The following is a 25,099-nucleotide window of genomic DNA, read 5'->3' on the forward strand; positions in this document are numbered from 1 at the left end:
GCTGACGGGGCTGGGTGGGGTGATTGCGCTGGGGCTGGCCGCGGCGCTGTCCGCGGGGCAGCGCACCCCGGCGCTGGCGCTGTACCTGTTCGCGGACACCTTCTCCACGTTCGTGTCCTTCCGGTTCTGGTCGCGGATGGCGTCGGCCTTCGATGCGCGGGAGGCCCGGCGGGCCTTCACGGCGCTCAATGGCTTCGCCATGGGCGGCGGCATCGTCGGCGGCCTGCTGGTGCAAGGCCTGGCGGAGCCGCTGGGCACACCCGCCATCGTGGTGAGCGGCGCGCTGGGCCTGCTGGCCGCGGGCGCCATCTTCCACCACCTGTATCGCGGCGTGCCTCCGCCTCCACCGCGTGGCCGTCCGGCCCCCACGTCGTTCATGGCGTTCAGCTACCTGGCGGAGAGCCCGTACGCGCAGGTGCTCGCGGCGCTGGGCATCTCCTTCGCGGTGCTGTCGTCCTTCGTGGACTACCTCTTCCGCCTGCGCCTGGAGGGCACGCTGAGCGAGGACGCGCTGACCGCGCTCTTCGGCTCCCTGCAGCTGTGGATAGGCATGTTCTGCGTGGCCTTCCAACTGCTCCTCACGCAGCCGCTGCTGCGACGGCTGGGGCTCCTGCGCTACGTGGCACTGGTGCCGTTGGTGCTCGCGCCGCTGGCCGGGGCGACGCTCCTCACGCCCAGCCTGGCGCCCGTGCATCTGCTGCGCCTGGTGGAGACGGCCGTGAGCTACTCCATCCTCCCGGTGGGCATCCAGCTGCTGTACGCGGCGGTGCCGGATGATCAACGCGAGGGCCTGCGTGTCGCGGTGGACGGCCTGCTCCGCAAGAGCGGCGTGGTGGTGGCCGGTCTGCTGCTCATCGGCGCGGGGCGCGCGGCCACGGGCGCGACGATGGCGTTGGCGGTGATGGGCATGTGCCTGGGGCTCGTGCTGCTGCTGGTACGACTCAGGCCGGCGTATGTGGCGGCCCTGGGCGAACAGGTGGGCGCGGCCGAGGACGAAGAAGTCGCGCTGGATGGCGAGGAGGAGCAGCGCCTGCTGGCGGAGGCCCTGTCCGCGCCCACGCCGGACCGCGTGCTGCGCGCGGTGGACCTGATGGCGCAGGCCGAAGTACCGCTGCGACAGCACCTGCCCGCGCTGCTGCGCCATCCGCACGAGCGAGTGCTCGAGCGGGGCGTGGCCCTGGCGCTGGAGCTGGATGCGCGGGAGCTGGCGCCGGTGCTGGAGCGACTGGTGGAGGAGGGGCCCCGACGCCCTCGGGACCAGGCCGTCTGGGCCCTGGCCCGCCTGTCTCCGGAGCGGGCAGAGCGGCTGTTGCCGGCGTTGCTCAACCACCCGGACGTGGGACTGCGGTGCGCGGCCATCGGCGCGCTGGTGAAGACGACGGGGAGTTCGGTGGCGCTGGCCTCGCTCCAGGAGTTGCTCGCGCGAGGCGAGGGCGCGCCCGTGGTGGAGCGTCGCGAGGTGGCGAAGCTGCTGGGGCGGCTCCAGGACACGCGCTTCACCGATGCGCTGGCGCGCTACCTCGATGATGGGGACAGCACGGTGCGCCGCGTGACGCTGGCCGCGGTGGGTGAGGGTGGCTATGTGGACCTGGCCCCTCGGCTGTTGCCGTTCCTCACCTGGCGCGAGGAGCGCAAGACGGCTCGTGAAGCCCTGGTCGCGCTGGGCGACGTGGTGACTCCGCTGGTCGAGGAGCACCTCAACAACAAGAAGGCGCCGCTGGCGATGCGGCTGCAACTGCCTCGCGTGCTGCGCGGCATCGGTACGCCGGCGGCGCTGGATGCGCTGCTGTTCTCCAACGTGCGCGACGATGCGTCACTGCACTTCCGCATCGGCGCGCAGCTGTCGCGGCTGCGGGATGAACACCCCGAGCACCCGGTGGACGTGGACCGCGTGCGCGAGGCCCTGGTCCGGCGACGCGACGTGTATCGGGCGCTGGTGGGGGCCTATCGCGACGTGCGCGCGGCGCTGGGTGACGGCTCGCTGCTCACCCGTGCGGTGGGCGACCGGTTGGACCAGGCGCTCGAACTCTCGTTCTTCCTGCTGGGGCTCCTGGATTCGTCGCATCGCATGCGCGGCATCCACTACAACCTGGTGGGACAGGATGCGCGTCGACGCGCGCTGGCGCTGGAGCTGCTGGACAACCTGCTCTCGGAAGAGGACCGCGAGCTGGTGATGGAGCAGGTGGAGGCGCACCATCGGGAGTTGCCGCCGGGGGCCTCGGGCCGGTTGTGGCGCAGGCTGGCGGCGTTGGTGCAGAGCGAGGATGTGGTGCTGCGCGCGTGCGCTCGCCATATCGCGCGGGTGAATGGGCTGGATGTGCTCCCGCAGGAGGGTGAGTTGAGCGACCGGATTGTCCAACGGATGTTCGCCCTGGAGGGCGTGAGCGTCTTCTCGCAGAGCGACGTGGACGACATCGCGGCCATCGCCGCGGTGGCTCGCGAGGGCGCCTTCCGCGCGGGTGAGCGCATCTACGCGCAGGGCGACCCGGGCGACGCGCTCTACGTCATCGTCGAGGGCGCCATCGACGCGTTCCACGACGGCGAGCATGTGCTGCGCTTCCAGGGCAAGCAGGCCTTCGGAGAGGTGAGCCTGCTGGACGGTGCGCCGCGTCCCACGGACATGGTGGCCGCGGTGGACACGCGCGTGCTCATCATTGACCGGCGAGACTTCCTGGACCTGCTCGCGGACCGGCCCGAACTGCTCACCGGCTTCTTCCGCGCGGTGAGCCTCCAGCTCCAGGCACTCATCGCGCTGCCCGACTCGCGCGAGACGGGCGAGCGACTGGAGATGACGGCGCCGCTGCCTCCCGTGGCTCCTCCGCTGCCCACGGGCCCTGCTCCCGACTCCCCCGAGCCGACCGAGAAGCGCACGCGCGGCGGCGACGCCTGAGCGTCGCCGCGGGGCTCAGCTCGAGCGGATGGTTTCCTCCAGCGGTCCGGGGACGCGGGGGCTCGAACCCGTGCCCTGTCCTTCACGGGCGCGTCTGGCGCTCTCCTCCCGGAGGATGTGCGCGGACGCCACGGGGATGAGGGGACGCACGAAGAACTTCAGCGGTGCGAACGAACCCACGAAGCGCACCACCGTCAGTCCCGCATAGGCCCACGGATGGCGCTCCACCGTGGCCACCGGCACGAAGACCTCCGTCGAGCGCCGGGTCCACATCGCGCCATAGCGTTGCAGCACATTCCACCGCAGCCCGGGCACGCGGGTGGTGAGGAAGGTCCACGCGCGCAGGAACCAGGGAGGCCGCTGGCCCGCCATCGGCTCCCAGGCCTGGGCGCTCTTGGCCGCGGTGAACACCATCAGCCACCACGCGCCCCACAACGAGGTGATGGTGGTGATCAGCGGACTGCTGAGCCCCAGGCAGAAGAAGGGCGAGACAACGAAGGCCGCCGCCGGCACGCCGACCGCGAACAGAATCATCGCCCTGACCCGGCGCCGCACCTTCTTGCGCATCCACTGCACGTTGAGGCGGATGTGCGGCGTGATGGCGTCGTCTTCAGGCTCCACGCGCGTCAGGAGGCTCGCCTCCCGGGAGATGACGTCGTGGTAGTCGCGCGACAACGCGATGATGACCCACTGGGCAAGCTGCATCGCCGCGAACAACGCTATCCAGAAGGGGATGCCGACCACGGAGAAGCCCTTGAACGTCGGCCCCGTGGAGCCCTTGTCTTCAGCTTCGGGATGAGGCTTGCGCGGCGACTTCCCGGGCTCGGACTTGACCTTGCCTGCCTTCGAGGAATCGCCCTCGGGCTTCTTGGGCCTGGGCTGCACGCTGGACGCATCCGAAGAAGCACTGGAGACGGCTTCGGCCACCAGGGCCATCACCGCGTCCGAGACCGCCGTGCCCGCATCCGGGTTGTTCGCGGCGGCCTCGATGTCGCGAAGCCGTCGCTCGATGTTCATCGCGAGGCGGGCTTCCGGGTCCTCTTCGTCCGCCGTGGCCCGCGACGGTTCCCGTGGGCTTTTGTCTTTGTCGGAAGTCGGAGCCGCGTCCGTGTTCTTGCCCTGGACGGTGGGTTCCCGTTGCCTGGCAGGCGCGGCCGAGACGTCGGCGGCAAGCTCCGAGGGCGTCTCGCCGTCCTTCGCGTCTCGTTCCGGAGGACCGGCATCGTTCGTGTCCACCTTCCCGGCCTGAACCTGGGGAACTTCGTCGGCGCCCGGCGCGAGGGCGACGGCATCCGGGTCGGCGGGGTCCTCGGCCTCGCCCGCTTCTTCGTCCTGGGCGTCTGAATCCAGCTCCGCCGCCGTGGCGCGAGCCGTGTCCGCCGGGGCCTCGCCGTTCCGACGCTGCTTGCGAAGCTCGCGGGCGGCCGCCCGTTCCGCCTTCCTCGCGTTCTGCTCGGCCACCACCGACGCGACCTTCTTGAGCGCCGACGACACCTCGGCGGCGACGGCTTCGTCCTGGGAATCCTCCACCGCATTGGCGGCCTTGTTCGCCGAGCCCATGCACGTCAGGGACAGCGCCAGGGCGACCACGGTCTGCATCAGCCCCACGCGCAGGTACTGACGGCGCGCCACCGGGTCTCCCAGCAGGGCCCGGGCAATATGAAACGGAAGGCTCAGTCCATGGATGAACTGTCTCAGCCGGCCCCGAGGAACGACCTCCGAGCCCTGTTCCTGGAAGTGCACGGCGCCTTTTTGCAGTTCTTCCCAGAAATGCTGGGCCAGCACGCGGCCAGTCTGGTTCTTTCCGCTCGCGGCGTCCTGCTGCTGCTCCCCTCGTGGTGAGGGTGGGCCCTTGGGGTCCTGTTCATCTGACACGCCAGTCACCGTATCACGTCCCGAGTTGTGCTAAACGGCGCGCTGTGAGCTCGAACCCCTGCTACCGCCCCCGTCCCTCCCGCCAGTCGCGCCTTTCCGGCGTGCTGGTTCTCGCGCTCGGCGCCCTGGCCGGCTGCGAGAAGAGCAGTCCTCCCCCTTCCGCCCCCGTCGCCGAGCAGCCTGCTCCCGCGCCGGCGAAGCCCGCGGTGCCCAGTGAGGTGACGTTGCTCGTCACCGGTGGCACCTTCGGTCAGCTTCAGCCGGTCGATGGCAAGGGTGGCGCCGCCGAGTTGCTTGGTCACTGGGTCAATGACGAGAAGCACTGTCCCGGCCCCATCAAGGATGGCCAGGCGACCTGCGCCGACTCCGGCACCCTGGCGCTCGCCACGGGCGACCACTGGAACGGGCCGGCCCTGTCGTCCTTCTTCCTGGGTGCCCCCACCGCCGAGGTCATGGGCCGCATGGGTTATGCCGCCTCCGCCATGGGCAACCATGAGCTGGCGTTCGGCAAGGACGTCTTCCTCAAGAACCGCGCCTCCGGTGGCTTCCCGTTCCTCGCCGCCAACCTCCGCGTGAAGGACCCGGCGCTCGCGGGCGACCTGTCCCTGCCCGCGTTCCAGGTGTTCGAGCGTCGGGGCCTGAAGGTTGGCGTCGTGGGTCTCGCCTCGGAGAAGACGGTGCGCACGGCGATGGCTGGCCGCGCCGAGGGCCTGGAAGTCACGGGCTACGAGGAGGCGCTCAACAGCGCCATCCCCGAGGCCCGCAAGGCCGGCGCCGACACGGTCGTCGTCGTGGCCGACACGTGCGTCACGGAGCTGCAGCCCATCGTGGCCAAGCACCCTGAATGGAAGCTGTCCGTCGTCGCCGGTGGCCGCTGCCCGCAGCAGGTCTACTCGAAGGAGAACGGCGTCATCTTCGCGTCGCTGGACCGTGGCTTCGCCAAGTACCTGCGCGCGCAGATTTCGTTCGACCCGGCCAAGCCCGCCGGCGAGAAGGTCACCAACATCGAGGGCAAGCTCGTCGATGTGGCCGGGGGCACGCCGGACGCGGAGACCGCGCAGCTGGTCGCCAAGTGGAAGGCGCAGCTCGACGAGGTGCTGGGCCAGCAGATTGGCTTCACGAAGACGGGCATCACCCAGGCCTCTCCGCAGATGGCGAAGTGGATTGGCGGCGCGGTGCGCGAGTCGCTCGGTACGGACGGGGCCATCCTCAACAAGGGCGGCATCCGTGGCGACCTGCCGGCCGGTCCGGTGACGCGCGGCAGCATCTACTCGGTGATGCCGTTCGAGAACTCGCTGCTCGTCGTGAAGCTCAAGGGCGAGGACCTGGCCAAGCAGCTGGCCAACCCCAACGCCCTGGTCTCCGGCTTCACCGCCGCAGGGAAGAACAAGTTCAAGGACGCCAAGGGCAAGGCCCTGGACCCGGCGAAGGAGTACTCCGTCGCCACGGTGGAGTACCTGTACTTCGGCGGTGACGGGTTCGAGTTCGAGAAGCTCGCCCCCGAGCCCACCGAGACGGGCATGGCCTGGCAGACGCCGGTGGTGGATTGGACCAAGCAGCTGGAGTCCAGCGAGAAGAAGCCGCTGGAGAAGCAGCTGAAGTAACCCGCGCTCACGCGTGAGGTTCTCGAGGCGCCGGTCGGGCCCCCTTCCAGGGCTCACCGGCGCTTCGTCGTTCCGGCGCTACTCGCCTCCGGACGGAGACGTCGACGCGGCGGGAGAGGCTCCACACACCGCCTCGTAGCGAGCCAGGGTGTCGTGCACCGTCTGGCGCAGCCGCTCCGGCGTGCCTTCGTAGAGCACCTCCACCGCGAGCTGCTGCGTGGCGAGCGCCTCCTGGCAGCGGCCCAGCTGGAAGAGGATGGTGGAGTAGGTGTCGAGCACGCTGGCGTTACCGGGCGCCAGCGCGACGGCCCGCTGCGCCGCCCCCAGCCCCTTCTCCGGCTGCGCGGTGCGTGCGTAGTAGCGGGCCAGTCCGTTCTGAGTGCCCACGCTGTCGGGCACCAGCTCCGCGGCGCGCAGGCGGGCGGCTTCCTGCTCCTCGGTGGCGTAGCCCGCGGCATCCAGCGCCTGGGCGAGCGCGTCCCACGCGAGGCCGCTCTCCGGCCTGCGGCTCACCAGGTCCCGCGCGAAGCCGAGCTGCTGGTCCGGGTCCCCCATGGAGCGGATGCGCAGGAGCGCCACGGTGAGGTTGCCCGGGTCCTCCTTCAGCGCCTGCGCCATCTCCCATTCGGCCTTCTCCTGGCGCGCCTCGGCGGGCGCGGCGCCGGGTGTCAGGAGGATGAGGCGCGCGCGGACGGCGTGAACCTCCGCGGGGTCCAGGAGTCGGGTGTGGATGTCGCTCGACACGGGCAACAGCGGCGCGGTGATGCGCGGGTAGTGGACGTGTCGTCCGCCGTGGGCGTAGGCGTGGACCTGGCCCGCGATATCCTTCACACCCCGGAAGGACTCGTCCCAGGCGCTCCTCGGCTCCTCGCCGCGCATGAGGCGCTTCTGGAAGCGCTCGAAGCGCTCGGAGTGCTGGCTGATGAAGAAGTGAACCCAGAGCCACGCGGAGGCGTAGTACTGCCGCGACTCCGCGCTGCTCATCAGCCCCCGCCGGTCCCACTCCCACAGCTCGTCGAGTGTGCGCCAGCCGCTGCGCTTGACGTGGTCGAGGAACGGCGCGTGGAGCGCTCCGAGGATGACCTCCCGTCGCTCCGGCCTCAGGGTGATGGTCTCCAGGTAGGTCGCCAGCCCCTCGGACAGCCAGCGCGGCTGTCGCACCAGGGCGAACTGCGAGAGGTAGTGCGTCAGCTCGTGCGCCTGCGTGGAGATGTCCGCCGCGTCCTCGCTGAGCGCGTAGCTGTTTCCCGCCATCACCAGCAGCGGGCCCTCGGATGTGGTCGCGGAGAAGCCCTCGATGCCGACGTTGGTGAACTCCGACAGCTCCCGGCGGTTGCGCAGGACGATGACCTCCACCGTTCCCGGCGGGTCGAAGCTGCCGCCCCACGCCTGGAGCAATCCCTGCCGCAGCATCTCCAGCTCGCGCGCCGCGTCCTCGGCCGTGTCCGTGTCCAGGTCGGTGCGGATGCTGAAGTGGGGGCTGCGCACTTCCACCCAGGGACGGCCGCCCTCCAGGGGACACAGCGCTCGCATGGAGCTGCATCCCGATAAACAGGCCAAGAGCCATCCCAGGAACGCCAGCCGACACGTCATACCCCTGTTTTCCCACAACCGGCGCCCGTAGGGCAGGGTGGGCGTACGGCCCTCCTGGGCTAGACTGTCGTCATGGAGATGGCGGAGTTCATCGAGTCGCGTCGACCTCGGTGGGAGAAGCTCGAGAAGCTTTTGGACCAGTCCGAGGTCCGCGGCCTGCGCGGCCTGAGCCTCGATGACGCGCGAACGCTCGGAAAGCTGTACCGCGCCGTGTCGAGCGACCTGCTCTGGGTGAGGGCCCGCAGCGGCTCGGCCGACGTCAGCGCGTACCTGAATGACCTGGTGGGGCGGGCCTATGCGCTCACCTATCCGGGGCGCCGCCCCCGGTTGGCGGACGTCTGGGGTTTCGTGGCGCGAGGCTTTCCCGCGCTCCTGCGCCGCGAGTGGCGCATGTACGTGGCGGCGGTGCTGCTCTTCCTGGCCGGCGTGGGCTTCGGCTACCTGGGGATGATGGTGGACCCGGACGCGGCGCACTACCTGGTGCCCGCCGAGCACCTGGACATGGACCCCGTGCAGCGCGCCGCCAACGAGGCCGCGGGTGACGGAATGTCGGCGGGCCAGCAGGCGCACTTCTCCTCGTTCCTCTTCACCCACAACATCCAGGTGGCCTTCCTGTGCTTCGCGCTGGGCGTGACGCTGGGGCTGGGCACCGCGGTGATGTTGTTCGTCAACGGCCTGTTCCTGGGCGCGCTCGCGTACGTGTACGCGGCGAAGGGGATGGCCGGCTGGTTCTGGGCCTGGATTCTCCCCCACGGCATCCCTGAGATAACGGCCATCTGCATCGCGGGCGCGGCGGGCCTCGTCATCGCGCGCGGCCTGGTGGCCCCCAAGGGACTGCCACGAGGGCAGGCCCTGCGCGCCGAGGCCGTGACGGCGGTGAAGCTCCTGTTCGGGACGCTGGTGCTGTTCGTCCTCGCGGGCTTCATCGAAGGCACGGTGTCGCAGATTCATCCGCCCAAGCTGTCGGTGGCCTTCAAAGTCACGTTCGCGCTCGTGGTGGGCAGCGGCGTCTATTCGTACCTGCTGTCGGACTGGCTGCGAGGCTCGCGCTCGGACGACGCGCGGCTGGACGCTCCTCGGGCGTCCTGACGGGCTCCCCGACTCGCGGCGCGCGTCTGTCGCTCGACAGGGGAGGGCGAGGCTCCACGCGCCCTGTCCCCGCCCGTGCTACACGGGACTCGTGTCCGAGCCGCTGCTCCTGCCCCTGCTTCCGCGCGAACCCGAGGTCGTCATCGAGTGCCCGCGCTTCTCGTTCGTGAAGCGACGCGCGGACGGCTCGGTGGACTTCGTGGCGCCGCTGCCGTGTCCGTACAACTACGGCAGCATCCCGGGGCTGATGTCGGACGATGGAGATCCGCTCGACGCGGTGGTGCTGGGCGCTCGGTTGCCTCGAGGCCAGCGCGTGCGCGTGCCCGTGGTGGCGGTGCTGGGCTTCATCGATTCGGGGCGCGGCGACCCGAAGGTGATTTGCAGCCTGGGCGAGTTGAGCGACACGGAGCGGCTCGGCCTGGAGTCCTTCTTCCGCGTCTACGCCTTCTTCAAGCGCGGCCTGCACCTGGTGCGGGGCAACGTGACGGACACGCGCTTCACGGGGTGGCTGCCGGTGACGTCAGCGTCTTTCGCATCCTGAGCACGCGGTAGTTCAGCTCGCCCTGCCGCATCGGGCCCACCCATTCCTCGTCCTCGAAGCCCATGCGGCGCCAGAAGCGCAGCGCCGAGGTGTTCGGCTCGGAGACTCCGACGCGCAGCACGTGCATGCCCTCGGAGCGCAGCCAGTCCTCGTAGCCGTGGAGCAGCGCCGCGCCGAGCCCCAGCCCGCGCACGTGGGGCGCGAGCAACATCAGGCCCAGGTACGCCTCCCCGGGCTTTCGATAGCCCTGGAGTCCTTCGAGGACGCCCACCCACTGGCCCGAGGTGTCGCGCACCGCGATGAGATGGCCCGCCTCGGAGGGCACTCCAGGAGGGCGTTCGAGGGGAAGCTGCCGTCCCTCGTCCGGGCGCGCGGGGCGGCCGAAGCACAACTGGAAGAAGTCCTCGCAGCGCTCCAGGAGCGGCTGGAACCGCTCGGCTTCGGGGTCCTCGATTCGCTCGGCGGTGAAGGAGCCCTGGGCCTGGAAGAGGGGGCGCATGGTGCCAGCCGCTACAGCACGCCCCGGGCCTTGATGTCGAGGTATCGGTTGACGGCCGCGAGGCTCAAGTCATCCGGTTGAACATCCAGCATCTGCACGCCGCCCTGACTCACTCGCGCCTTGAGCACCTCGCGGTCCGCGAGCAGCTCCGAGGCGACCGCGTGCTGGAAGGATTCCTCCGGCCCGGGCGGTGGCGTGCGCAGGAGCTTCTGGAGCGCGGTGTCCTTCACCGACAGGCAAAGGGGCACATGGCGCCGCGCGAGCCGGTGCAGCGGGGCCACCATGGTGGAGGCCTGCTCCTCGTCGAGGAAGTCGGTGAAGACGCACAGCAGGCTGCGCCGGGTGAGGCGGACGTTCAGCTCCTTGAAGAGGGCCAGGTAGTCCACGTACGTGAGGCTGGGTGTCGTGGAGTACAGCGCATCAACCATCTTCCGGTACTGGCCACGTCCGGCCGCTGGGGGCAGGTAGGTCTTCACTCCGTCCGCGAAGACGGCCAGGCCCACCCGGTCTCCGTTGCGCACGGCGACGAAGGCCAGGAAGAGCGCGGCGTTCACCGCATGGTCCAGCTTGGTCAGGCCGTCCACCTGCGCCGCCATGGAGCGACCCGCGTCCACGCAGATGAGGATGGATTGTGAGCGCTCCGACTCCAGCACGCGCGTCACCGGCTTGCCCCGGCGGGCGGTGGCCTTCCAGTCCACGTCGCGCGCGCTGTCTCCCTGGGCATAGTCGCGCAGGCGAGCGAACTCGCTGCCCCGGCCATCCCGGCGCAGCTGCCGCAGGCCCAGGTTCACCAGGTCCAACGCGGCTCCGGACAGCAACAGCCGGTTGGCGCCACGCAGGTCCGGGTACACGGAGATGGCCTGCGCGGCGGGGAACACGCGCTCATGGGACACGAGGCCCAGCGGGCCCTGGACTCGCGCGTACACGTCTCCGAAGTCGAAGCGCCCGCGCTTCGCCGGCGTCACCCGGTACACCCAGCGCGTCTCACTGTCCGCTTGGAGTTCCAGCGGGGCTTCCTCGGGCGTGGCGGTGAAGGACTCCGGCACGCCGTCCTTGAGGCGCACGCGCACCGTGCGACCGCCTCGGTGCACCACGCGCAGCTCGACCTTGTTGGGCACGCCGACGTTGAGCCGCTGCGGCAGCACGCGCCGCACCTCCAGCTTCGCCGAGCGGGCGCTGAAGAAGTCCAGCAGGGCCAGCGCCAGGGCCAGCGCATCCAGGGCGACCACGGCGCCGCCCAGGCCGGGAAAGAAACCCGCGGCCATCATGGGCAGGGCCAGGAGCGCGAGCAGCCCCCAGAGGCGCCCGGTGGGAATCACCGGGGGACCTCCACGGCCTGCACCACCTCGCGCAGCACGTCCGACGGCGTGGCGCCATCCAGCTCCGCGTCCGGCGACAGCAGCAGGCGGTGCTTCAGCACGGGGCCGGCGAGGAAGCGCACGTCATCCGGCGTGACGAAGTTGCGTCCGCGCAGGGCCGCCAGGGCCTTGGCCGCGAGCAGCAGATGCACACCCGCGCGAGGACCCGCGCCCAGCCGGATGCGACCGGAGGCGCGCGTCGCCGACACCAGCTTGCGGATGTAGCTGAGCACCGGCGGCTCCACGTTGACCTCGTTGAGCGCGGCACGCGCGGCCAGCAGGCCCTCTTTCGTCACCGCGGCGCTCACGCCAGCGCGCGCCAGGTCTCCCGAGTCGAAGCCCCGGTGCACCGACGCCAGAATCGCGTCCTCTTCCTCCGGCGCGGGGTAGCCCACGTCGATCTTCAGGAGGAAGCGGTCCAGCTGCGCCTCGGGCAACGGGTACGTGCCCTCCGACTCCACCGGGTTCTGCGTGGCGAACACCGTGAAGAGGGGCGACAGCGGCAGGTTGCGGCCCTCCAGCGACACGCCGCGCTCCTGCATGGCCTCCAGCAGCGCGGACTGCGTCTTGGCCGGGGCGCGGTTGATTTCGTCCGTCAGCAGCAGGTCCGTGAAGATGGGACCGCGCACCAGCACGAAGCCCTGCGTCTTCAGGTCGAACACGCTGGTGCCCAGGATGTCCGCCGGCATCAGGTCCGGGGTGAACTGGATGCGCTTGAAGTCGGAGCTGATGCTTCGCGCCAGCGCCTTGGCCATCAGCGTCTTGGCCACGCCGGGCACACCCTCCAGCAGCACGTGGCCGCCAGCGATGAGGCCGCAGAGCATCAGCTCCAGCACCTCGTCCTGGCCCACGACGGCCTTGCGCACCTCGCGCAGCACGCCCTCGCGGATGGCGTGGGCGGCCTGCACGGCGGAGCCAGTGGGCACGAGGGTGGAGGCGGGGTCATTCGCGTTCATGGGGTTCCGGGAGTGCTGCGCCGGGCGGAGCCGGCGGAGTGAAGGCGTTGGCGCAGGCCCGCCGCGCGGGCCGCGAGCTGCTGGAGGTCGGAGTCGTTGGCCGCGGTCTCGGCGCGGGCGGCCACGTCATTCAGGCCGCGCGCCAGGTCCTCGCGTCCGCGCTCCTTCAGCGCGTCCGAGACGGCGGTGTGCGCGGCGTGCGCGGGCAGCCCCGCATGCAGGGCCAGCTCCTGGGTGAGTCCACGCGAGACGAGCTTCGCGGCGAAGGCGTGGTGGCGCCCCTCGCGATACAGCCGCGCCATGGCGAACAGGGCATCGGTGGCGCCCACGCGAGCGGACTCAGGAGGAGGACGCGGGGGGCCAAAGCGCTTGAGCGCCACGGACCACAGCGCCACGCCGACGAGCAGTTGGAGCACCGCGAACTGCAGCCCGTAGCGCCGCGCGAAGTCCACCACCGAGCGCTCGTTGGTGAAGCCGTGATGGAACTCGTCGAACTCGTAGGGGCCCGGCCCCAGCGCGCGCAGGGAGGACAGCCAGAACTGCGCGTTGTCCGCGCGCGCCAGCGCCCCATTCATGGCCAGCTCCGGCGCGCCCACCACCAGCACCCGGCCCTGGCCGTGAGGCACCACCGCCGCCACCATGCGTCCCAGCCGCTCGTCCTCGAGCACGGGGACGGCGTTCTCCGGCAGCTCCAGATAGGCCTGCACCTTCACCTCCACCCGCTCCACGCCCAGCGTGTACGGGGAGGGGAAGGGCGGCACCAGCGTGCGCATGGGCAGCGTCGTGTCCGCCTTGGTGAGCTTCACCCCCAGGGCATCCAGCAGCGGGTTCTCCCGCGAGCCCCAGGGGACGTAGACCACCGTGCCGCCCGCCACCACGCGCTCCAGGAGCTCCGTCACCTCGCGGTCGTCCAGGTGGCTGGCGCGAAAGGCATTGAAGCCGACGCGCGGCACGTGCTCGTCGCCCAGGCCCGCATCGGGCTCGGCGGCGAGCTGTGTCTGCTCCAGGTCATCCTCGCGCGAGCCCTCCACCTCCACCGCCAGCAGCACCGGCGTCGAGGTGTCCGCGCCGGTGATGCGCAGGTCCGCCATGCGGCGGGTCACCGGCAGGCCGCTCTCCTCGGCCAGCAGGAACAGGGCGCGCGCGCCGTCTTCGTGCGCGCGATAGGTGGACAGGGTGTCGGCGAACTCGCCGCGCTTCGCGCCCTTCACGAGCAGCGAGCCGAGCACCGCGGTGAGCACCAGCCCGCCCACCACCAGCAAGGGAAAGCGGTCACGCACCGGCGGCCTCCAACGTGGCGGGCGCGGCCAGCATGGGCGCGGTGAGCGAGCGGAACTCCTGGTAGCCCGACTGGCCCACCGGGGTGTTGCCGTACCAGGCGAAGTCGAAGCGCAGCGTCAGCTCGCGGAAGCGGGGCTTCCACTCGGTGCGCCCCTTGAACTGGCTCAGGTAGTCCCAGTTCGACAGCGTCACGTCGTAGAGAATGGCGCCGTCGCGATGAAGCCGGGACAGCAGCGCCAGGTAGAGGCTGCGCACCGCCTCGCGGTACTCCCCGCGCGCCGCCAGCTCGTCCGCCAGCTGGGCCCAGCCCTCCGGCGGGCGCGACAGCGCGTGCGCCGGGTCTCCCGCGAGCGTCGTGGCATCCAGCGTGGAGACCTCCAGGCCCGCCTCCCGGTGGCTCGGACGGGATTTGCGCAGGGCCCGCATCAGCACCACGCCCAACACCACCACCGTGAGCGCCACCAGCATCACCACCAGGACATTGGCCACGGCGCCGCCGGTGACGGCGGGGGGCGCGACGTCCACCGGGGCGGGGGCCTCGTCGCGCTTGAAGAACTCCTTGAGCCACTCGCCCAGCTTGTCGATGAAGCGGCGCCACCAGCCCGGAGGCTCCGGGGGCGGCGTGGGCTCCTTGGTCTCTTCGTCTCGGGGCGGCGCCACGGCGAACTCCGGCCGCGCGAGGATGTCGCGTGCCCGCGCCGAGGCGACACGTGCGTCCGCCTTCTCCTGCGCCTCCACCGTCGACGTGGCCTGCGTCAGGCCCCGCTCCAGCGCGGCCAGGGCCGACTCGCAGTCCTCGTTGTCGTACGCCTGCCGCTCCACCGCGCGCACCAGCCGGTCCAGCTTGCCGCGCTCACCGGGGCCCAGGGCGCCCATGCGCTCGAAGCGAGGGTCGCTGGCGGTGTCCTCGCCCTCGCAGGCCTGTGCCACCTGGCCCAGCCGCCGCGCCGCATCGCGCCCGGAGGTGACGGGAGGACGCGGCGCCACTTCGTCCGCCCGGGCGGGGCTTCCGACGAGCAGTCCCAGTCCCAGCGCCACCGCGAGCACGGCCGCGCTGCGCGGGCCGAGCGGCTTGCCGGAGTCTCGCGTCGGGAGCTGCTGCGCGGCCGCCATCAGGTCGAGCCCCTCCTGCCTCACCCGGCCATCCACCAGCAGCAGCGTGGCGGTGGCGGCGCGCACCGGCTCGAAGAGGGCGAACGTCGTGGCCACGAGGAACAGGAGCCAGGGCGCGTTGTCCAGCGAGGCGAAGCGCTCCGCGAAGGTCAGGTCGATGCCCAGGAGCTTCCGGGCCAGCATCAGCAGGAAGTTGAACGCGATGTGCAGGTTGAAGAAGACCAGGACCTGCACGCTCATGAGGATGCGGACCATCGTCGCGGTGCCACGCGCCGGGCCCAACAGCCGCGAGCAGTGCCCATACAGCCCCAGCACGCTCCCCCGGCCCTGCATCACCGCCGCGTAGCCCACGCTCGCCGAGGAGAACACGACGTAGGCCACGCCCAGGCCGAACAACAGGGCCATGCCGTCGAAGACGAAGAGGTAGCCCACCGCGACGCAGAGCGAGGGCAGGCGCCCCAACGCGGCCTTCAGCGAGTCCCACGTCGAGGGCTCGCCTTGACCCTCCAGGAGCCGGGCCTGGATGTGGTGACACGCGGCGCCCTGGCACACGCCTCGGAGGAACCACGCCAGCGTGAGCGCCAGCGTGGGCAGCACCAGCGGGCGTCCCAGTCGCACCGCCTCCGCCAGGTACAGCATGGCGGCGACGACGGCCGCGCCGCCGGGCAGGGTGAGGGCCCAGACGCCCGTGCTCCGGGCGCACAGGCGCAGCGCCGCGTCCATCAGCGAGACGGCGTTGCGCGGGCGCAGCTCAAGCGCGGAGACGGCCATGGGCTAGCTCGCCACCACGGAGGCGACCAGATAGATGCCGCCCCAGACGAGGAAGAGCCCCACCAGCGCGAGCATCCCGTTGCCCACCGTCCACTCACGCCGCTCACCCGGGCCCTCCAGCGCCTTGAGGCGCCGGCCCAGACAGCTCGCGCAGCGGTTGATGCCCTCGAACTGCGTGGTGCATTCCCGGCAGATGACCCGCCGGCACTCCACGCAGATACCGAGGCCGGCGCGCTCCGGGTGGTAGTGGCAGCGGCCCGAGCCCTGAATCATGCCGCCACCTTACGCAAACCCGGGCCCGCCACACCACCCCCGCGCGCTGTCTCGGAGCTCGGCTTAGAGCTCGTCCAGGAACTCGTCGTTGTAGGTGTACCGCGACAGCCGCTTGACGAGCGCTTCCATGGCCTCCACCGGCTTCACCGCGTGGAGCATCTGCCGCAGCTTCTTCACCTTCTCGTACTCGCGCAGGGTGAAGAGCTTCTCCTCCTTGCGCGTGCCGGACTGGGCGATGTTCACCGCGGGGAAGACGCGCTTCTCCGCGAGCAGGCGGTCAAGCGTGACTTCCGAGTTACCGGTGCCCTTGAACTCCTCGAAGATGACCTCGTCCATGCGGCTGCCGGTGTCGATGAGCGCCGTGCCGATGATGGTCAGCGAGCCCGCCTCTTCCGTGGCGCGCGCGGCGCCGAAGATGCGCTTGGGGCGCTCCAGCGCGCGGCTGTCCACGCCGCCGGACATGGTGCGGCCGGAGTTGTCGATCTCCTTGTTGTAGGCGCGCGCCAGACGGGTGATGGAGTCCAGGAGGATGACCACGTCCTTGCCGTTCTCCACCAGCCGGCGGGCGCGCTCCAGCGCCAGCTCCGCCACCTTGAGGTGGTCGGCGGTGGGCCGGTCCGAGCTGGAGGCGACGACCTCCGCCTTGATGCTGCGGCGCATGTCCGTCACTTCCTCAGGCCGCTCGTCGATGAGCAGCACCATGACGTGCGCCTCCGGGTGATTGGAGATGACGGCCTGGGCGATGCGCTGGAGCATGATCGTCTTGCCCGTCTTCGGCGGGGCGACGATGAGCGCGCGCTGGCCCTTGCCGATGGGAGACACGAGGTCCAACACCCGCGTCACCATCTCCTTGTGGCCGCACTCCAGCTTGAGCCGCTCGGTGGGGTCCACCGACGTCAGGTCCGCGAAGTGCGGCAGCCGGGGCGCGCCTTCCAGCGGGCGGCCGTCCACCGTGTCGACCTTCTGGATGATGCCCTTGTGGCCGCGCATCTGCGCGAAGGCCGTCAGGTACTGGCCCTGTCGCAGGCGCAGCTTCTGCACCAGGTTCTTGGGCAGCTCCGGGTCGTCCGGCGCCGCCAGGAGGTTTCGCTTCACCTGCCGCAGGAAGGCGTTGGGGCCCTTGGCCTCCGTGTCCAGCACGCCCTCCACGGGCGCCAGGTTCGACTGCTGCGCCGCCTGGCCCTGCTGACCACCGCCGTGGTGCTGGCGCGAGTGCTGCTGGCCGCCACCGTGGCCGCCGCCCTGCGGCTGCTGCTGACCCTGCTGGGGCTGCTGCGGGCCCTGCTGCTGCTGGGCCTGACGCTGCTTGTGCTGCTCCAGCTCCTGCGGCGTCAGGAAGACCTGGACCTGCTGCCCGTCCGGGCCCGGCTGCATCCGGTACGCCTGGCCATCCGGCGTGAAGAGCACCTGCGCGCCACGACGACGACGGCGCCGACGACGGCGGCGTCCACCGGGCTGGCCGGGTTGTCCGCCGGGGCCACCACTGGCCGAGGCGCCACCGCCTTCGCCCTCGTCTCCACCCTCGTCGTCGCCTTCATCGCCGCCATCGTCGTCCGCTTCGGGAGGAGGGACAGGACGGGCGGCCGCGGGCGGCGGCGGGGTATCACGTGGATCGCGGTTATCGGAGTTTTCGCTCATGAGGTTTCCAGACCGTGTGCGCCCCACACGGGCCATCCCGAGGGGAGGGCGGGGGGACGCAGGGTGACTCAGGCTGTGGGACAGGGAGCCGGGCGCGGGGCCCTGAGACACGGAAGGCCGAACCGCCGGTCCCTGGAGCACCCTGGCGGCCCGAAAGCCGACCAGCGTGCATGAGGAACACTAACAGAGGACGCCCGGCGCGCTCCCGGTTTTTTCGCCCGGTGTTGGCGGGCGGACCCCGCCCCGCCGTGCCGTCGTCAGCGAACGGTGAGGGTGAATGGCATCATCGCCTTCATCCCCGGGCGCAGGAGTTCCAGGTTCACCCCCGCGTCGCGCGCCAGCTGTCGCAAGGCGGCGGGGAAGGGCTCGGAAGGCGCCGGGAGCAGGGCAAGGGCCGCTTGCACGCCCGGCTCCCCGCCCATGCTGGAGAAGAAGCCGCGCGCCTCGCCCATCAGCACCAGGTCCAGCTCCTCGGCCTGGGGGACGCCCGCGTGTTTGCGAGCGGACTCCACCGCGTCATGCAGGCCGCCCAGCCGGTCCACCAGTCCCCGCGCGAGCGCGTCCGTGCCGCTCCACACCCGGCCTCGGGCGATGGCGTCCACCTCCGCCTTGTCCTTCTTGCGCGCGCGGGCCACCTCGGTGATGAACATGTCGTAGGACGCGTCCACCCACTGCTGCACCGCCGTCTGCTGCTCCGGCGTCCAGGGCTGCCAGGTGTCGAAGACGTCCGCCATGGGAGAGCGGCTCAGCGTCTCCTGGCTGATGCCCAGCTTTTCGCCCAGCAGGCCCTGTAGCGCGGGCTTGATGTAGAAGACGCCGATGCTGCCGGTAATCGTCGTGGGCAGCGCCAGCATCTCCGTGGCGCCCATGGCCGCGTAGTATCCGCCGGACGCCGCCATGTCGCCCATGGAGGCGATGACGGGCTTCACCTTCGCCGCGTCCAGCACCGCCTGGTACATGAGATAGGAGGCCAGCACCTCGCCGCCGCCCGAGTCCACGCGCAGGACGATGGCGACGACGGACGGGTCCGACTTCGCCGACTCCAGCGCGCGCACCACCGTCTCCGCGCCGGCGATGCGGCTGAAGCCCAGCGGGTCCTCGCGGCTCTTGCCTCCGGCGATGGTGCCCAGCACCGGCACCACGGCGATGCGGCGACGCTTGCCCCAGCGGTCCTCGCGCTCGTCGCGAGGCGCGTACGCCGCGCTGAAGCGGGCCCGAGGCGCCATCTCCCGCACCTTCCCGTCCAGCTCCGCGGGGTGGATGATGGCGTCCACGAAGCCCAGCTCCTGGGCCCGCTTCGGCGTGGGCAGGCCCGCGGCCCACAGCTCGCGCAGCTTCTCCACCGGCACCTTGCGCGACTCCGTCACCGCGCGCTCGTACCAGCTCACCTCGTTGTCCAGGTACGCGCCCACCGCCTCGCGCGACGCGTCGCTCGGCTCGCTGAGGGTGAGCTGCTCGGGGGCCGTCTTGTACTTGCCCACGCGCGCCACGTCCCACTTCACCCCGAGCTTGTCCATCGTCCCGCCGAAGGTCTGCAGGTGCGCGGCCAGGCCGTTGATGTGCAGGAAGGACTCCGGCACCGCGTAGATGCGCTCCGCCGCCGTCGCCACGAAGTAGCCCATGTCATCCACTGACAGCAGCACCGCCATCACCCGTTTGCCGGACGCGCGCAGCCGCAGCACCGCCTGTCGCAGCTCCTCCGCCTTGCCCCAGTCCACCCCCGGCAGGCCCTCCATCTTCAGCACCACGCCCGACAACCGCTCGTCCTTCGCGGCCAGGTCCAGCCAGCGCGACAGCCGCAGGAACGGGTCCGCCTCGCTCACGCCGAGCACCGCCAGGAGCGGACTGCCTCCGCTGGCCAGCACGTCGTTCAAGTCGAGCATCGTGACGACGCCCCCGGGCGGACGCAGCGAGCGATAGCTCTCCGAAGACAGGCGCACACCCAGGACATGGTCCGTGCCGTCCTCGCCGCCACCCGCCGCGTACGTGACGCCGATGTGGCCGGTGTCCACCGTCGCCGCCAACTGGAGCGCCAGCGGTACGCCGCTGACGAAGCCGTGCGACACGCCTCCGCCCAGCCGCAGCCCCGGAATCACTTCCGCCTGGAGCGTGTACGTCGCCTGCCCCTCGCGGAAGGCCCCCTCGGAGAAGAGCCAGTCGATGCCCAGCGTGAAGCGCTCGTCCAGCGGGCGCAGGCCCAGGCCGAAGTCGTACTTGCGTTTGACCTCCAGGCTCCCCTCGGTGGGCGCGTTGAGGTCCTTCACCACCGCCGCCAGCGACAGGGCGCGCACGGGGCGGGCGGTGAGGCCCACGTCGAACGTGTCCAGCGCGTCGATGTCGTCATCGTCGGAGCTGAAGCCGTGCCAGGAGCCGCCCAGTTGCAGCGTGGGCGAGCCCAGCGACAGGCCCAGCGACGTACGCCGGTAGTCCGGCTCGTGCCGCCCGCGAATCCACTCCATGGATGCGCCCATGCCCACGCCCACGAGCTGCGCGCCCAGGAAGACGCCGTCCGCGACGCTGTCGCGCTCCAGGTTGCGCTCGTGCAGGTAGAACAGCTGCCCGGAGCGGACGAAGCCCAACCCGGCCGGGTTGAGCGACAGGGCGGTGGCCTCGTCCACCAGGGCCGCGCCGGTGGGCGGCAGCGTCATCCCCCGCGTGGGGACGGGGGCCTGGACGATGGTGCTCGTCTGAGCGAGCGCGAGCGACGGGAGCAGCAGCAGGAGGGCGAGCAGGCGCATACGCGCCAGGACTCTAGGCCGCGCCCGCCCGAGGACAAGCGCCGCGTGTCACCAGTCCTCGGTTCCGGACACCCCGTCGAGCGGGTCATCCACCTTCTTCTTCTTTTTCTCCTCGGAGCGGGTGCGTCCGCCGCGGTCCTCCGCGCCCCAGTCCTCGGTGCCGCCCCGGTTGTCGAGCGGGTCGGAGCTGCGCACCACCTTCTCGCCGCCACCCTCGCTGGTGTTCACCATCTGATTCACCATGCGCTCCATCTCCTGCTTGAGCTGACCGAACTCGTCGCCCTGGAGCACCACGCGGCGGCTTCCGAGCTTCTTGCCGTTGCGCAAGTCGTAGTAGCCCAGGATGAGCTCGGAGCCCTCGCCCGAGGCCTTCACCGTGCCCACCATGGCGCGCTCCAGGCCCATGGACTTGCCCAGCCCCGCCACGCCGTTGGCCTGGGGAATGCCACGCGACACTTCGCTGGCCACGCGGTCCAGCTGCGCGTCGTAGGCCTTGTACGAGGCGGTGGGCACCAGCTCCGTGCTCACCTCCACGTCGTCCGGCGTCACCTCCATGAGCTGGCCGAACTGGCGGAAGCCCGGCCGTTCGATGCGCAACAGATGCTTGCCCACCGCCAGCGCGGGAATCGTCACCGGCGTGTGGCCGGCCAGTTCACCATCCACGTAGACACGGGCGCCAGCGGGCCGCGACTTCACCGTGGCGCTGCCGCGCAGCTGGGACGTGCGGCCGGTGGCCACCTGCACGCGCAGGGCGATGAAGTCCCGGCTGAAGCGCTTGGGGTTGAGTTCGAAGGTCGGCGACACGGCGATGAGGTCGATGAGGACGAGCTTCGCCTCCTCCACGTCGCCGCGCAGGTGCAGGAGCGCCGCGTACAGCGCCAGCGACTCGCACAGGGGCGAGCAACCCCTCATGGACGACGGCGCGCCGTTGAGCTCCTTGAGGGTGGCGCGGACCTTCGCCTCCGCCTCGTCGTACTCCTTCTTGTCGAAGGCGGCGGCGCTCTCCGAGTACCCCTTGCGGGCACGCTCGAGCGCGGACTGGGCGGCGGGGTCTCCGGGCAGGCCGAAGAGCTCCTCGGGTTTGCGCACGGTGAAGCCGGAGAAGTTCCCCAGCGCCTCGTTCATGTAGCCCTCCATCTGGACCGCGGTGGCCTCGGAGGCCGGGTCCATGGGGACGAGGAGGCTGGAGACACGCCGGGCCGGGGCGGGGGACGCCGCCAGGGCGAGCGAGGGAAGCAGGGCGAGGACGAGGGCTCTCATGGGGTAACCTCTGAAACGAGCGACGCGAGCGGCGAACCGTCATTCAACCCGTGGCTCAGAAGCCTGTTCCTCCGGTGATGGGATTGAAGGGACGGCCCTTGTCCTGGGTCGCCACGAAGACGGCGCCCGCCGTCACCGCCGCCACGCCACCGACGGCGGCCCAGAACCACGGCCGCTTCAGCAGGGACACGCCCGTGCCACCGCTCTCCGCGACGCGGGGCGACATGGCGCCGTGGATGAAGTCGCGGACCTGCTGCGCGGCCGCCTCGGGGCCCCGCTTGCGGTCCTTGCCCGACAGGTCGATTTCCACGCCGCGCAGCCGGGCCTGGGTGCGCACGTCCCAGACCTGGAGCTCCGCCTGGAGGCGGCCCTTCTTGTCCTGGGACACCGCGGCCAGCACCAGGTAGCGGGCATCCAGGCGCTCGGCGATGGCGCCCGTCTCGGGAGGCAGCGTCTCGCTGTCGAAGGCCTCCTGCGAGCCGGCGCGCACGGCGGCCTCGCGGATGGCGGACAGGCCCGGCCCGGGCACAAGCGTCGCCTTCACCTCGGCGCTCCCGGTGGACTTCACCTCCGCGTACTGGGCGAAGGACGTGTAGCCCGGCAGCGTCACGATGACGGCGTGGTGGCCGGCGGGGACGGACACGCCCTTGAGCGGCGTGACGCCGAGCTCCTGGCCGCGCACGTGGACCTGCGCGCCCGCGGGCTGGGACTCCACGGCGAGAGTGCCAGCGGGCCGCGCGCTCACTTCGGCGCGCGCCTCGTCGAAGGCCTTCTGCACGTCCTGACCGAAGAGCGCCTTGTCCGGGCGGGTGGCGGGCTCGGCCACCACGGAGCGGATGAAGGACTCCTTCGCGCCAGCCGCGTCGCCATTGAGCATCCGGGCCGCGCCGAGGAACAGGAACGCCTCACCCAGCCGCTCGGGCCGCAGCTCACCGGGGGCCTGCTCGTACGCCTCGGCGGCCGCGCGGAACTTCGCCTCGGCGACCTCCGGGTCCAGGTTGTCGTAGGCGGCCCGGCCGTCCTCGAACAGCCCGTCGGCCTTCGTCAGCGGCGTCGGCTCCGGGGGCGGGAAGGCCGCGCCCAGGTCCACGAACTGCACGTCTCCGCCGCGCTGCAGGTGACGCGTCAGTTCCGTCTCCAGCTTCAGCGCCGCGGCGGACGCGGCCGAGGCGCGGGCGACGGAGAAGAGCGCCACGGGGCCGGTGGACACGGCGGGCGTGGCGGCCAGCGACGGCCTCGTGCTGGGCTTCTCCGGCTCGGTGGCGCTCGGAGGGGGCGGCGCCACCGGCGTGGCCACCGCGGCGGGCGGAGGCTTCGCGGCGGGCGCCTCGGGCTTGTTGGTGGGGTGCGGCTTCGAGTCCGGCTCTCCGAAGACCATGGGCTCCGGGGACGCGACGTCGTTCGTGTCCGCCGTGTCCGTGTCCTCCACGGGCGGGGCTTTCTTCACGTCCCTGCCCGAGGGCTTCTTCTTCACCACCTTGGTGGGCACGGCCTTCTTGCGCGCGGACTTCTTGCGCGTCGTCTGGGCATGAGCGGGAAGGACGGCCAGCAGCAGGGTGAGGAGCAGGGCGATTCGGCGGAACGTAGTCACGGCGCCGGATGCTAGCCGAGCGAGGGGAGCCCCGTCACGGCCCTCCGCCCCGGGGGCAATCCGGGGCGGGGGGGACCCGCGGCAGGATGACGGATGGCTAGACGTCCAGCGCTTCGACCTCGCCCGCGCGCTCCATGATGAACCGGAACCGGGCACTCACGTCCTTGCCCATCAGGTCATTGATGACGCGGTCCGTCTCGATGGGGTTGTCGATCGTGACTCGCAGGCTCATCCGGTTTTTCTGGTCCAGCGTCGTCTCCTTGAGCTCGTCGGCGGTCATCTCACCGAGGCCCTTGAAGCGCATGATGTTGGGCTTGGCGTTGCCCTTCACCTTCTCGCGGATGATTCTGTCGCGGTCCGCCTCGTCCAGCGCCCAGTACGTCTCCTTGCCGATGTCCACGCGGAACAGCGGAGGCTGGGCGATGTGGATGGCGCCGCTCTCGATGAGCGGGCGCAGGTGCCGGTAGAAGAACGTCAGCAGCAGCGTGGCGATGTGGTGCCCGTCGCTGTCGGCGTCCATCAGCAGGAAGACGCGGCCGTAGCGCAGCTTGGTGATGTCGAAGTCCGCGCCGATGCCGCAGCCCAGGGCGCTGACGATGTCCTGGAGCTCCTTGTTGCCCGCGACCTTGTCGGTGGACGCCTGCTCCGCGTTGAGCACCTTGCCCCGCAAGGGGAGGATGGCCTGGGTGCGCCGGTCGCGGCCCTGCTTGGCGGAGCCACCTGCCGAGTCACCTTCGACGAGGAACAGCTCGCTCAGGTTGGGGTCCGTGGACGAGCAGTCCGCCAGCTTGCCCGGCAGGTTGAGCCGGTGGCTGACGGCCGTCTTGCGGCTGACGGCCAGGGACGCGGCGCGACTGGCCTCGCGAGCGCGGGCCGCCAGGATGATGCGGCCGACGACGGCCTCGGCGATGCTCTTGTTGTCGTTGAGCCACTTCTCCAGCGCCGGGCGCAGCACGCCGTCCACCTGCGCCGTCACCTCGGGGTTGTTGAGGCGCGACTTCGTCTGGCCCTGGAACTGGGGCTCCACCACGTACACGGACAGGATGGCCGTGATTCCCTCGCGGATGTCCTCCGCGGTGAGCGTCACGCCCTTGGGCGTCAGGTCGTGCGTCTCGATGTAGTTGCGCACCGCCTTGACGATGGCGCCCTTGAGGCCCGCCTCGTGCGTGCCGCCCATGGGGGTGGGCACGCCGTTGACGTAGGAGCGGATGTGCTCGTCCGTGGCCTCCGTCCACCCCAGCGACGCCTCCAGCCGCACCCCGTTGTCGCGCGAGTGGTAGAAGTTGGTGCTGCCCACCGGTACCAGCGGCTTCTGCCGCTCCGTCACCACCTTGGTGAGGTACTCGGCGATGCCGCCGTCGTGCTTGTACGTCACCGACGTGGCGGGGCTGGCCGTCTCATCCTTCCAGATGACGATCATGCCCTTGTGCAGGTAGCTCTTGGCCTCCAGCCGCTCGCGCACCAGCTCCGCGTCGAACTTCAGCTTCTCCCCAAAGATTTCGGGGTCCGGCTCGAACGTAATGGACGTGCCCGTGCCGCGCGCGCCGCCGTCCGCCTTCAGGGGGCTGGTGGGCTTGCCTCGCGCGTACGTCTGGATGTGGCGCTTGCCGTCGCGTTTGATCTCCACCGTCAGCTTGCGGGAGAGCGCGTTCACCACGGAGCTGCCCACGCCGTGCAGACCGCCCGAGTGGGTGTAGTTGCCCTGCTCGAACTTGCCGCCCGAGTGCAGCGTCGTGAGGATGACCTCCACGGCGGGCTTCTTGAGCTTGGGCATGATGTCCACGGGGATGCCGCGCCCGTTGTCCACCACGGTGATGCTGCGGCCATCCTTGTGGAGCGTCACTTCGACGGTGGTGGCGTGGCTGTTGATGACCTCGTCCACCGAGTTGTCGAGGATCTCCCACAACAGGTGGTGATACCCGGTGCCGTCCGTCCCGCCGATGTACATGGCCGGGCGCTTGCGCACCGGATCCAGGCCCTCGAGGACCTGGATGTCGGCGCCTGTATAGCTTTCCTTCTTCGTCGCCAT

The 25,099-nt window shown here is 70.7% G+C and carries 17 protein-coding genes; 4 read left to right on the forward strand and 13 right to left on the reverse strand.

Annotation, left to right across the window (positions count from 1 at the left end; translation table 11 throughout):
• A partial coding sequence (locus HR086_RS06430; protein WP_174465138.1) for a cyclic nucleotide-binding domain-containing protein occupies positions 1–2,890 on the forward strand: 2,890 nt, incomplete at its 5' end.
• Positions 2,891–2,905: 15 nt separating this feature from the next.
• Here the strand turns inward: HR086_RS06430 and HR086_RS06435 are convergent.
• A complete protein-coding gene (locus HR086_RS06435) occupies positions 2,906–4,765 on the reverse strand; it encodes a hypothetical protein (RefSeq protein ID WP_141646952.1) in 1,860 nt (619 codons plus the stop codon).
• 44 nt (positions 4,766–4,809) lie between these two features.
• On the opposite strand from HR086_RS06435, the gene HR086_RS06440 reads away from it, so the two are divergent.
• On the forward strand, positions 4,810–6,369 hold the full coding sequence (locus HR086_RS06440) for a bifunctional UDP-sugar hydrolase/5'-nucleotidase (protein ID WP_141646951.1): 1,560 nt from the start codon (positions 4,810–4,812) through the stop codon (positions 6,367–6,369).
• Between the two features lie 78 nt (positions 6,370–6,447).
• Here the strand turns inward: HR086_RS06440 and HR086_RS06445 are convergent, their stop codons facing one another.
• Positions 6,448–7,902 (reverse strand): DUF1570 domain-containing protein, encoded by a 1,455-nt coding sequence (locus HR086_RS06445; protein ID WP_246137612.1) that lies wholly within the window; start codon positions 7,900–7,902, stop codon positions 6,448–6,450.
• A 132-nt stretch (positions 7,903–8,034) separates the two neighbouring features.
• On the opposite strand from HR086_RS06445, the gene HR086_RS06450 reads away from it, so the two are divergent.
• Both HR086_RS06450 and HR086_RS06455 read left to right on the forward strand, forming a co-directional pair.
• Complete coding sequence (locus HR086_RS06450; RefSeq protein ID WP_174465139.1) at positions 8,035–9,051, forward strand: stage II sporulation protein M; 1,017 nt, start codon at positions 8,035–8,037, stop codon at positions 9,049–9,051.
• 91 nt (positions 9,052–9,142) lie between these two features.
• Complete coding sequence (locus HR086_RS06455; protein ID WP_141646949.1) at positions 9,143–9,592, forward strand: inorganic diphosphatase; 450 nt, start codon at positions 9,143–9,145, stop codon at positions 9,590–9,592.
• On the opposite strand, the gene HR086_RS06460 is transcribed toward HR086_RS06455, so the two are convergent.
• The 11 genes from HR086_RS06460 to HR086_RS06510 all read right to left on the reverse strand — a co-directional run bounded on the left by HR086_RS06460 (position 9,549) and on the right by HR086_RS06510 (position 25,099).
• A complete protein-coding gene (locus HR086_RS06460; RefSeq protein WP_141646948.1) occupies positions 9,549–10,091 on the reverse strand; it encodes a GNAT family N-acetyltransferase in 543 nt (180 codons plus the stop codon). The genes HR086_RS06455 and HR086_RS06460 overlap by 44 nt on opposite strands.
• Before the next feature lie 11 nt (positions 10,092–10,102).
• A complete protein-coding gene (locus HR086_RS06465; RefSeq protein ID WP_141646947.1) occupies positions 10,103–11,410 on the reverse strand; it encodes a DUF58 domain-containing protein in 1,308 nt (435 codons plus the stop codon).
• The gene (locus tag HR086_RS06470; protein ID WP_141646946.1) at positions 11,407–12,405 is read right to left on the reverse strand and encodes a MoxR family ATPase; all 999 of its coding nucleotides are present in this window, start codon (positions 12,403–12,405) and stop codon (positions 11,407–11,409) included. Before HR086_RS06470 ends, HR086_RS06465 begins: the two co-directional genes overlap by 4 nt.
• The gene (locus HR086_RS06475; RefSeq protein ID WP_174461817.1) at positions 12,402–13,685 is read right to left on the reverse strand and encodes a DUF4350 domain-containing protein; all 1,284 of its coding nucleotides are present in this window, start codon (positions 13,683–13,685) and stop codon (positions 12,402–12,404) included. Before HR086_RS06475 ends, HR086_RS06470 begins: the two co-directional genes overlap by 4 nt.
• Entirely contained in the window at positions 13,678–15,570 is a 1,893-nt protein-coding gene (locus tag HR086_RS06480; RefSeq protein WP_174465140.1) for a DUF4129 domain-containing protein, read from the reverse strand. The genes HR086_RS06475 and HR086_RS06480 overlap by 8 nt, the downstream gene beginning before the upstream one ends.
• A 3-nt stretch (positions 15,571–15,573) precedes the next feature.
• Complete coding sequence (locus tag HR086_RS06485) at positions 15,574–15,843, reverse strand: hypothetical protein (RefSeq protein WP_141646943.1); 270 nt, start codon at positions 15,841–15,843, stop codon at positions 15,574–15,576.
• Positions 15,844–15,906: 63 nt separating this feature from the next.
• Positions 15,907–17,481 (reverse strand): transcription termination factor Rho, encoded by a 1,575-nt coding sequence (rho, locus tag HR086_RS06490; protein WP_141646942.1) that lies wholly within the window; start codon positions 17,479–17,481, stop codon positions 15,907–15,909.
• Between the two features lie 257 nt (positions 17,482–17,738).
• Positions 17,739–20,219: a signal peptide peptidase SppA gene (gene sppA / locus HR086_RS06495; RefSeq protein WP_174465141.1), complete on the reverse strand. Its 2,481-nt coding sequence runs from the start codon at positions 20,217–20,219 to the stop codon at positions 17,739–17,741.
• Between the two features lie 48 nt (positions 20,220–20,267).
• A complete protein-coding gene (locus tag HR086_RS06500) occupies positions 20,268–21,479 on the reverse strand; it encodes a PEGA domain-containing protein (protein ID WP_174457175.1) in 1,212 nt (403 codons plus the stop codon).
• A gap of 55 nt (positions 21,480–21,534) precedes the next feature.
• On the reverse strand, positions 21,535–23,070 hold the full coding sequence (locus tag HR086_RS49390) for a PEGA domain-containing protein (protein WP_141643841.1): 1,536 nt from the start codon (positions 23,068–23,070) through the stop codon (positions 21,535–21,537).
• A gap of 97 nt (positions 23,071–23,167) precedes the next feature.
• The gene (locus HR086_RS06510; RefSeq protein WP_141643842.1) at positions 23,168–25,099 is read right to left on the reverse strand and encodes a type IIA DNA topoisomerase subunit B; all 1,932 of its coding nucleotides are present in this window, start codon (positions 25,097–25,099) and stop codon (positions 23,168–23,170) included.

This window comes from Myxococcus sp. CA039A (assembly GCF_013336645.1).
GTDB classification, from domain to species: domain Bacteria; phylum Myxococcota; class Myxococcia; order Myxococcales; family Myxococcaceae; genus Myxococcus; species Myxococcus llanfairpwllgwyngyllgogerychwyrndrobwllllantysiliogogogochensis.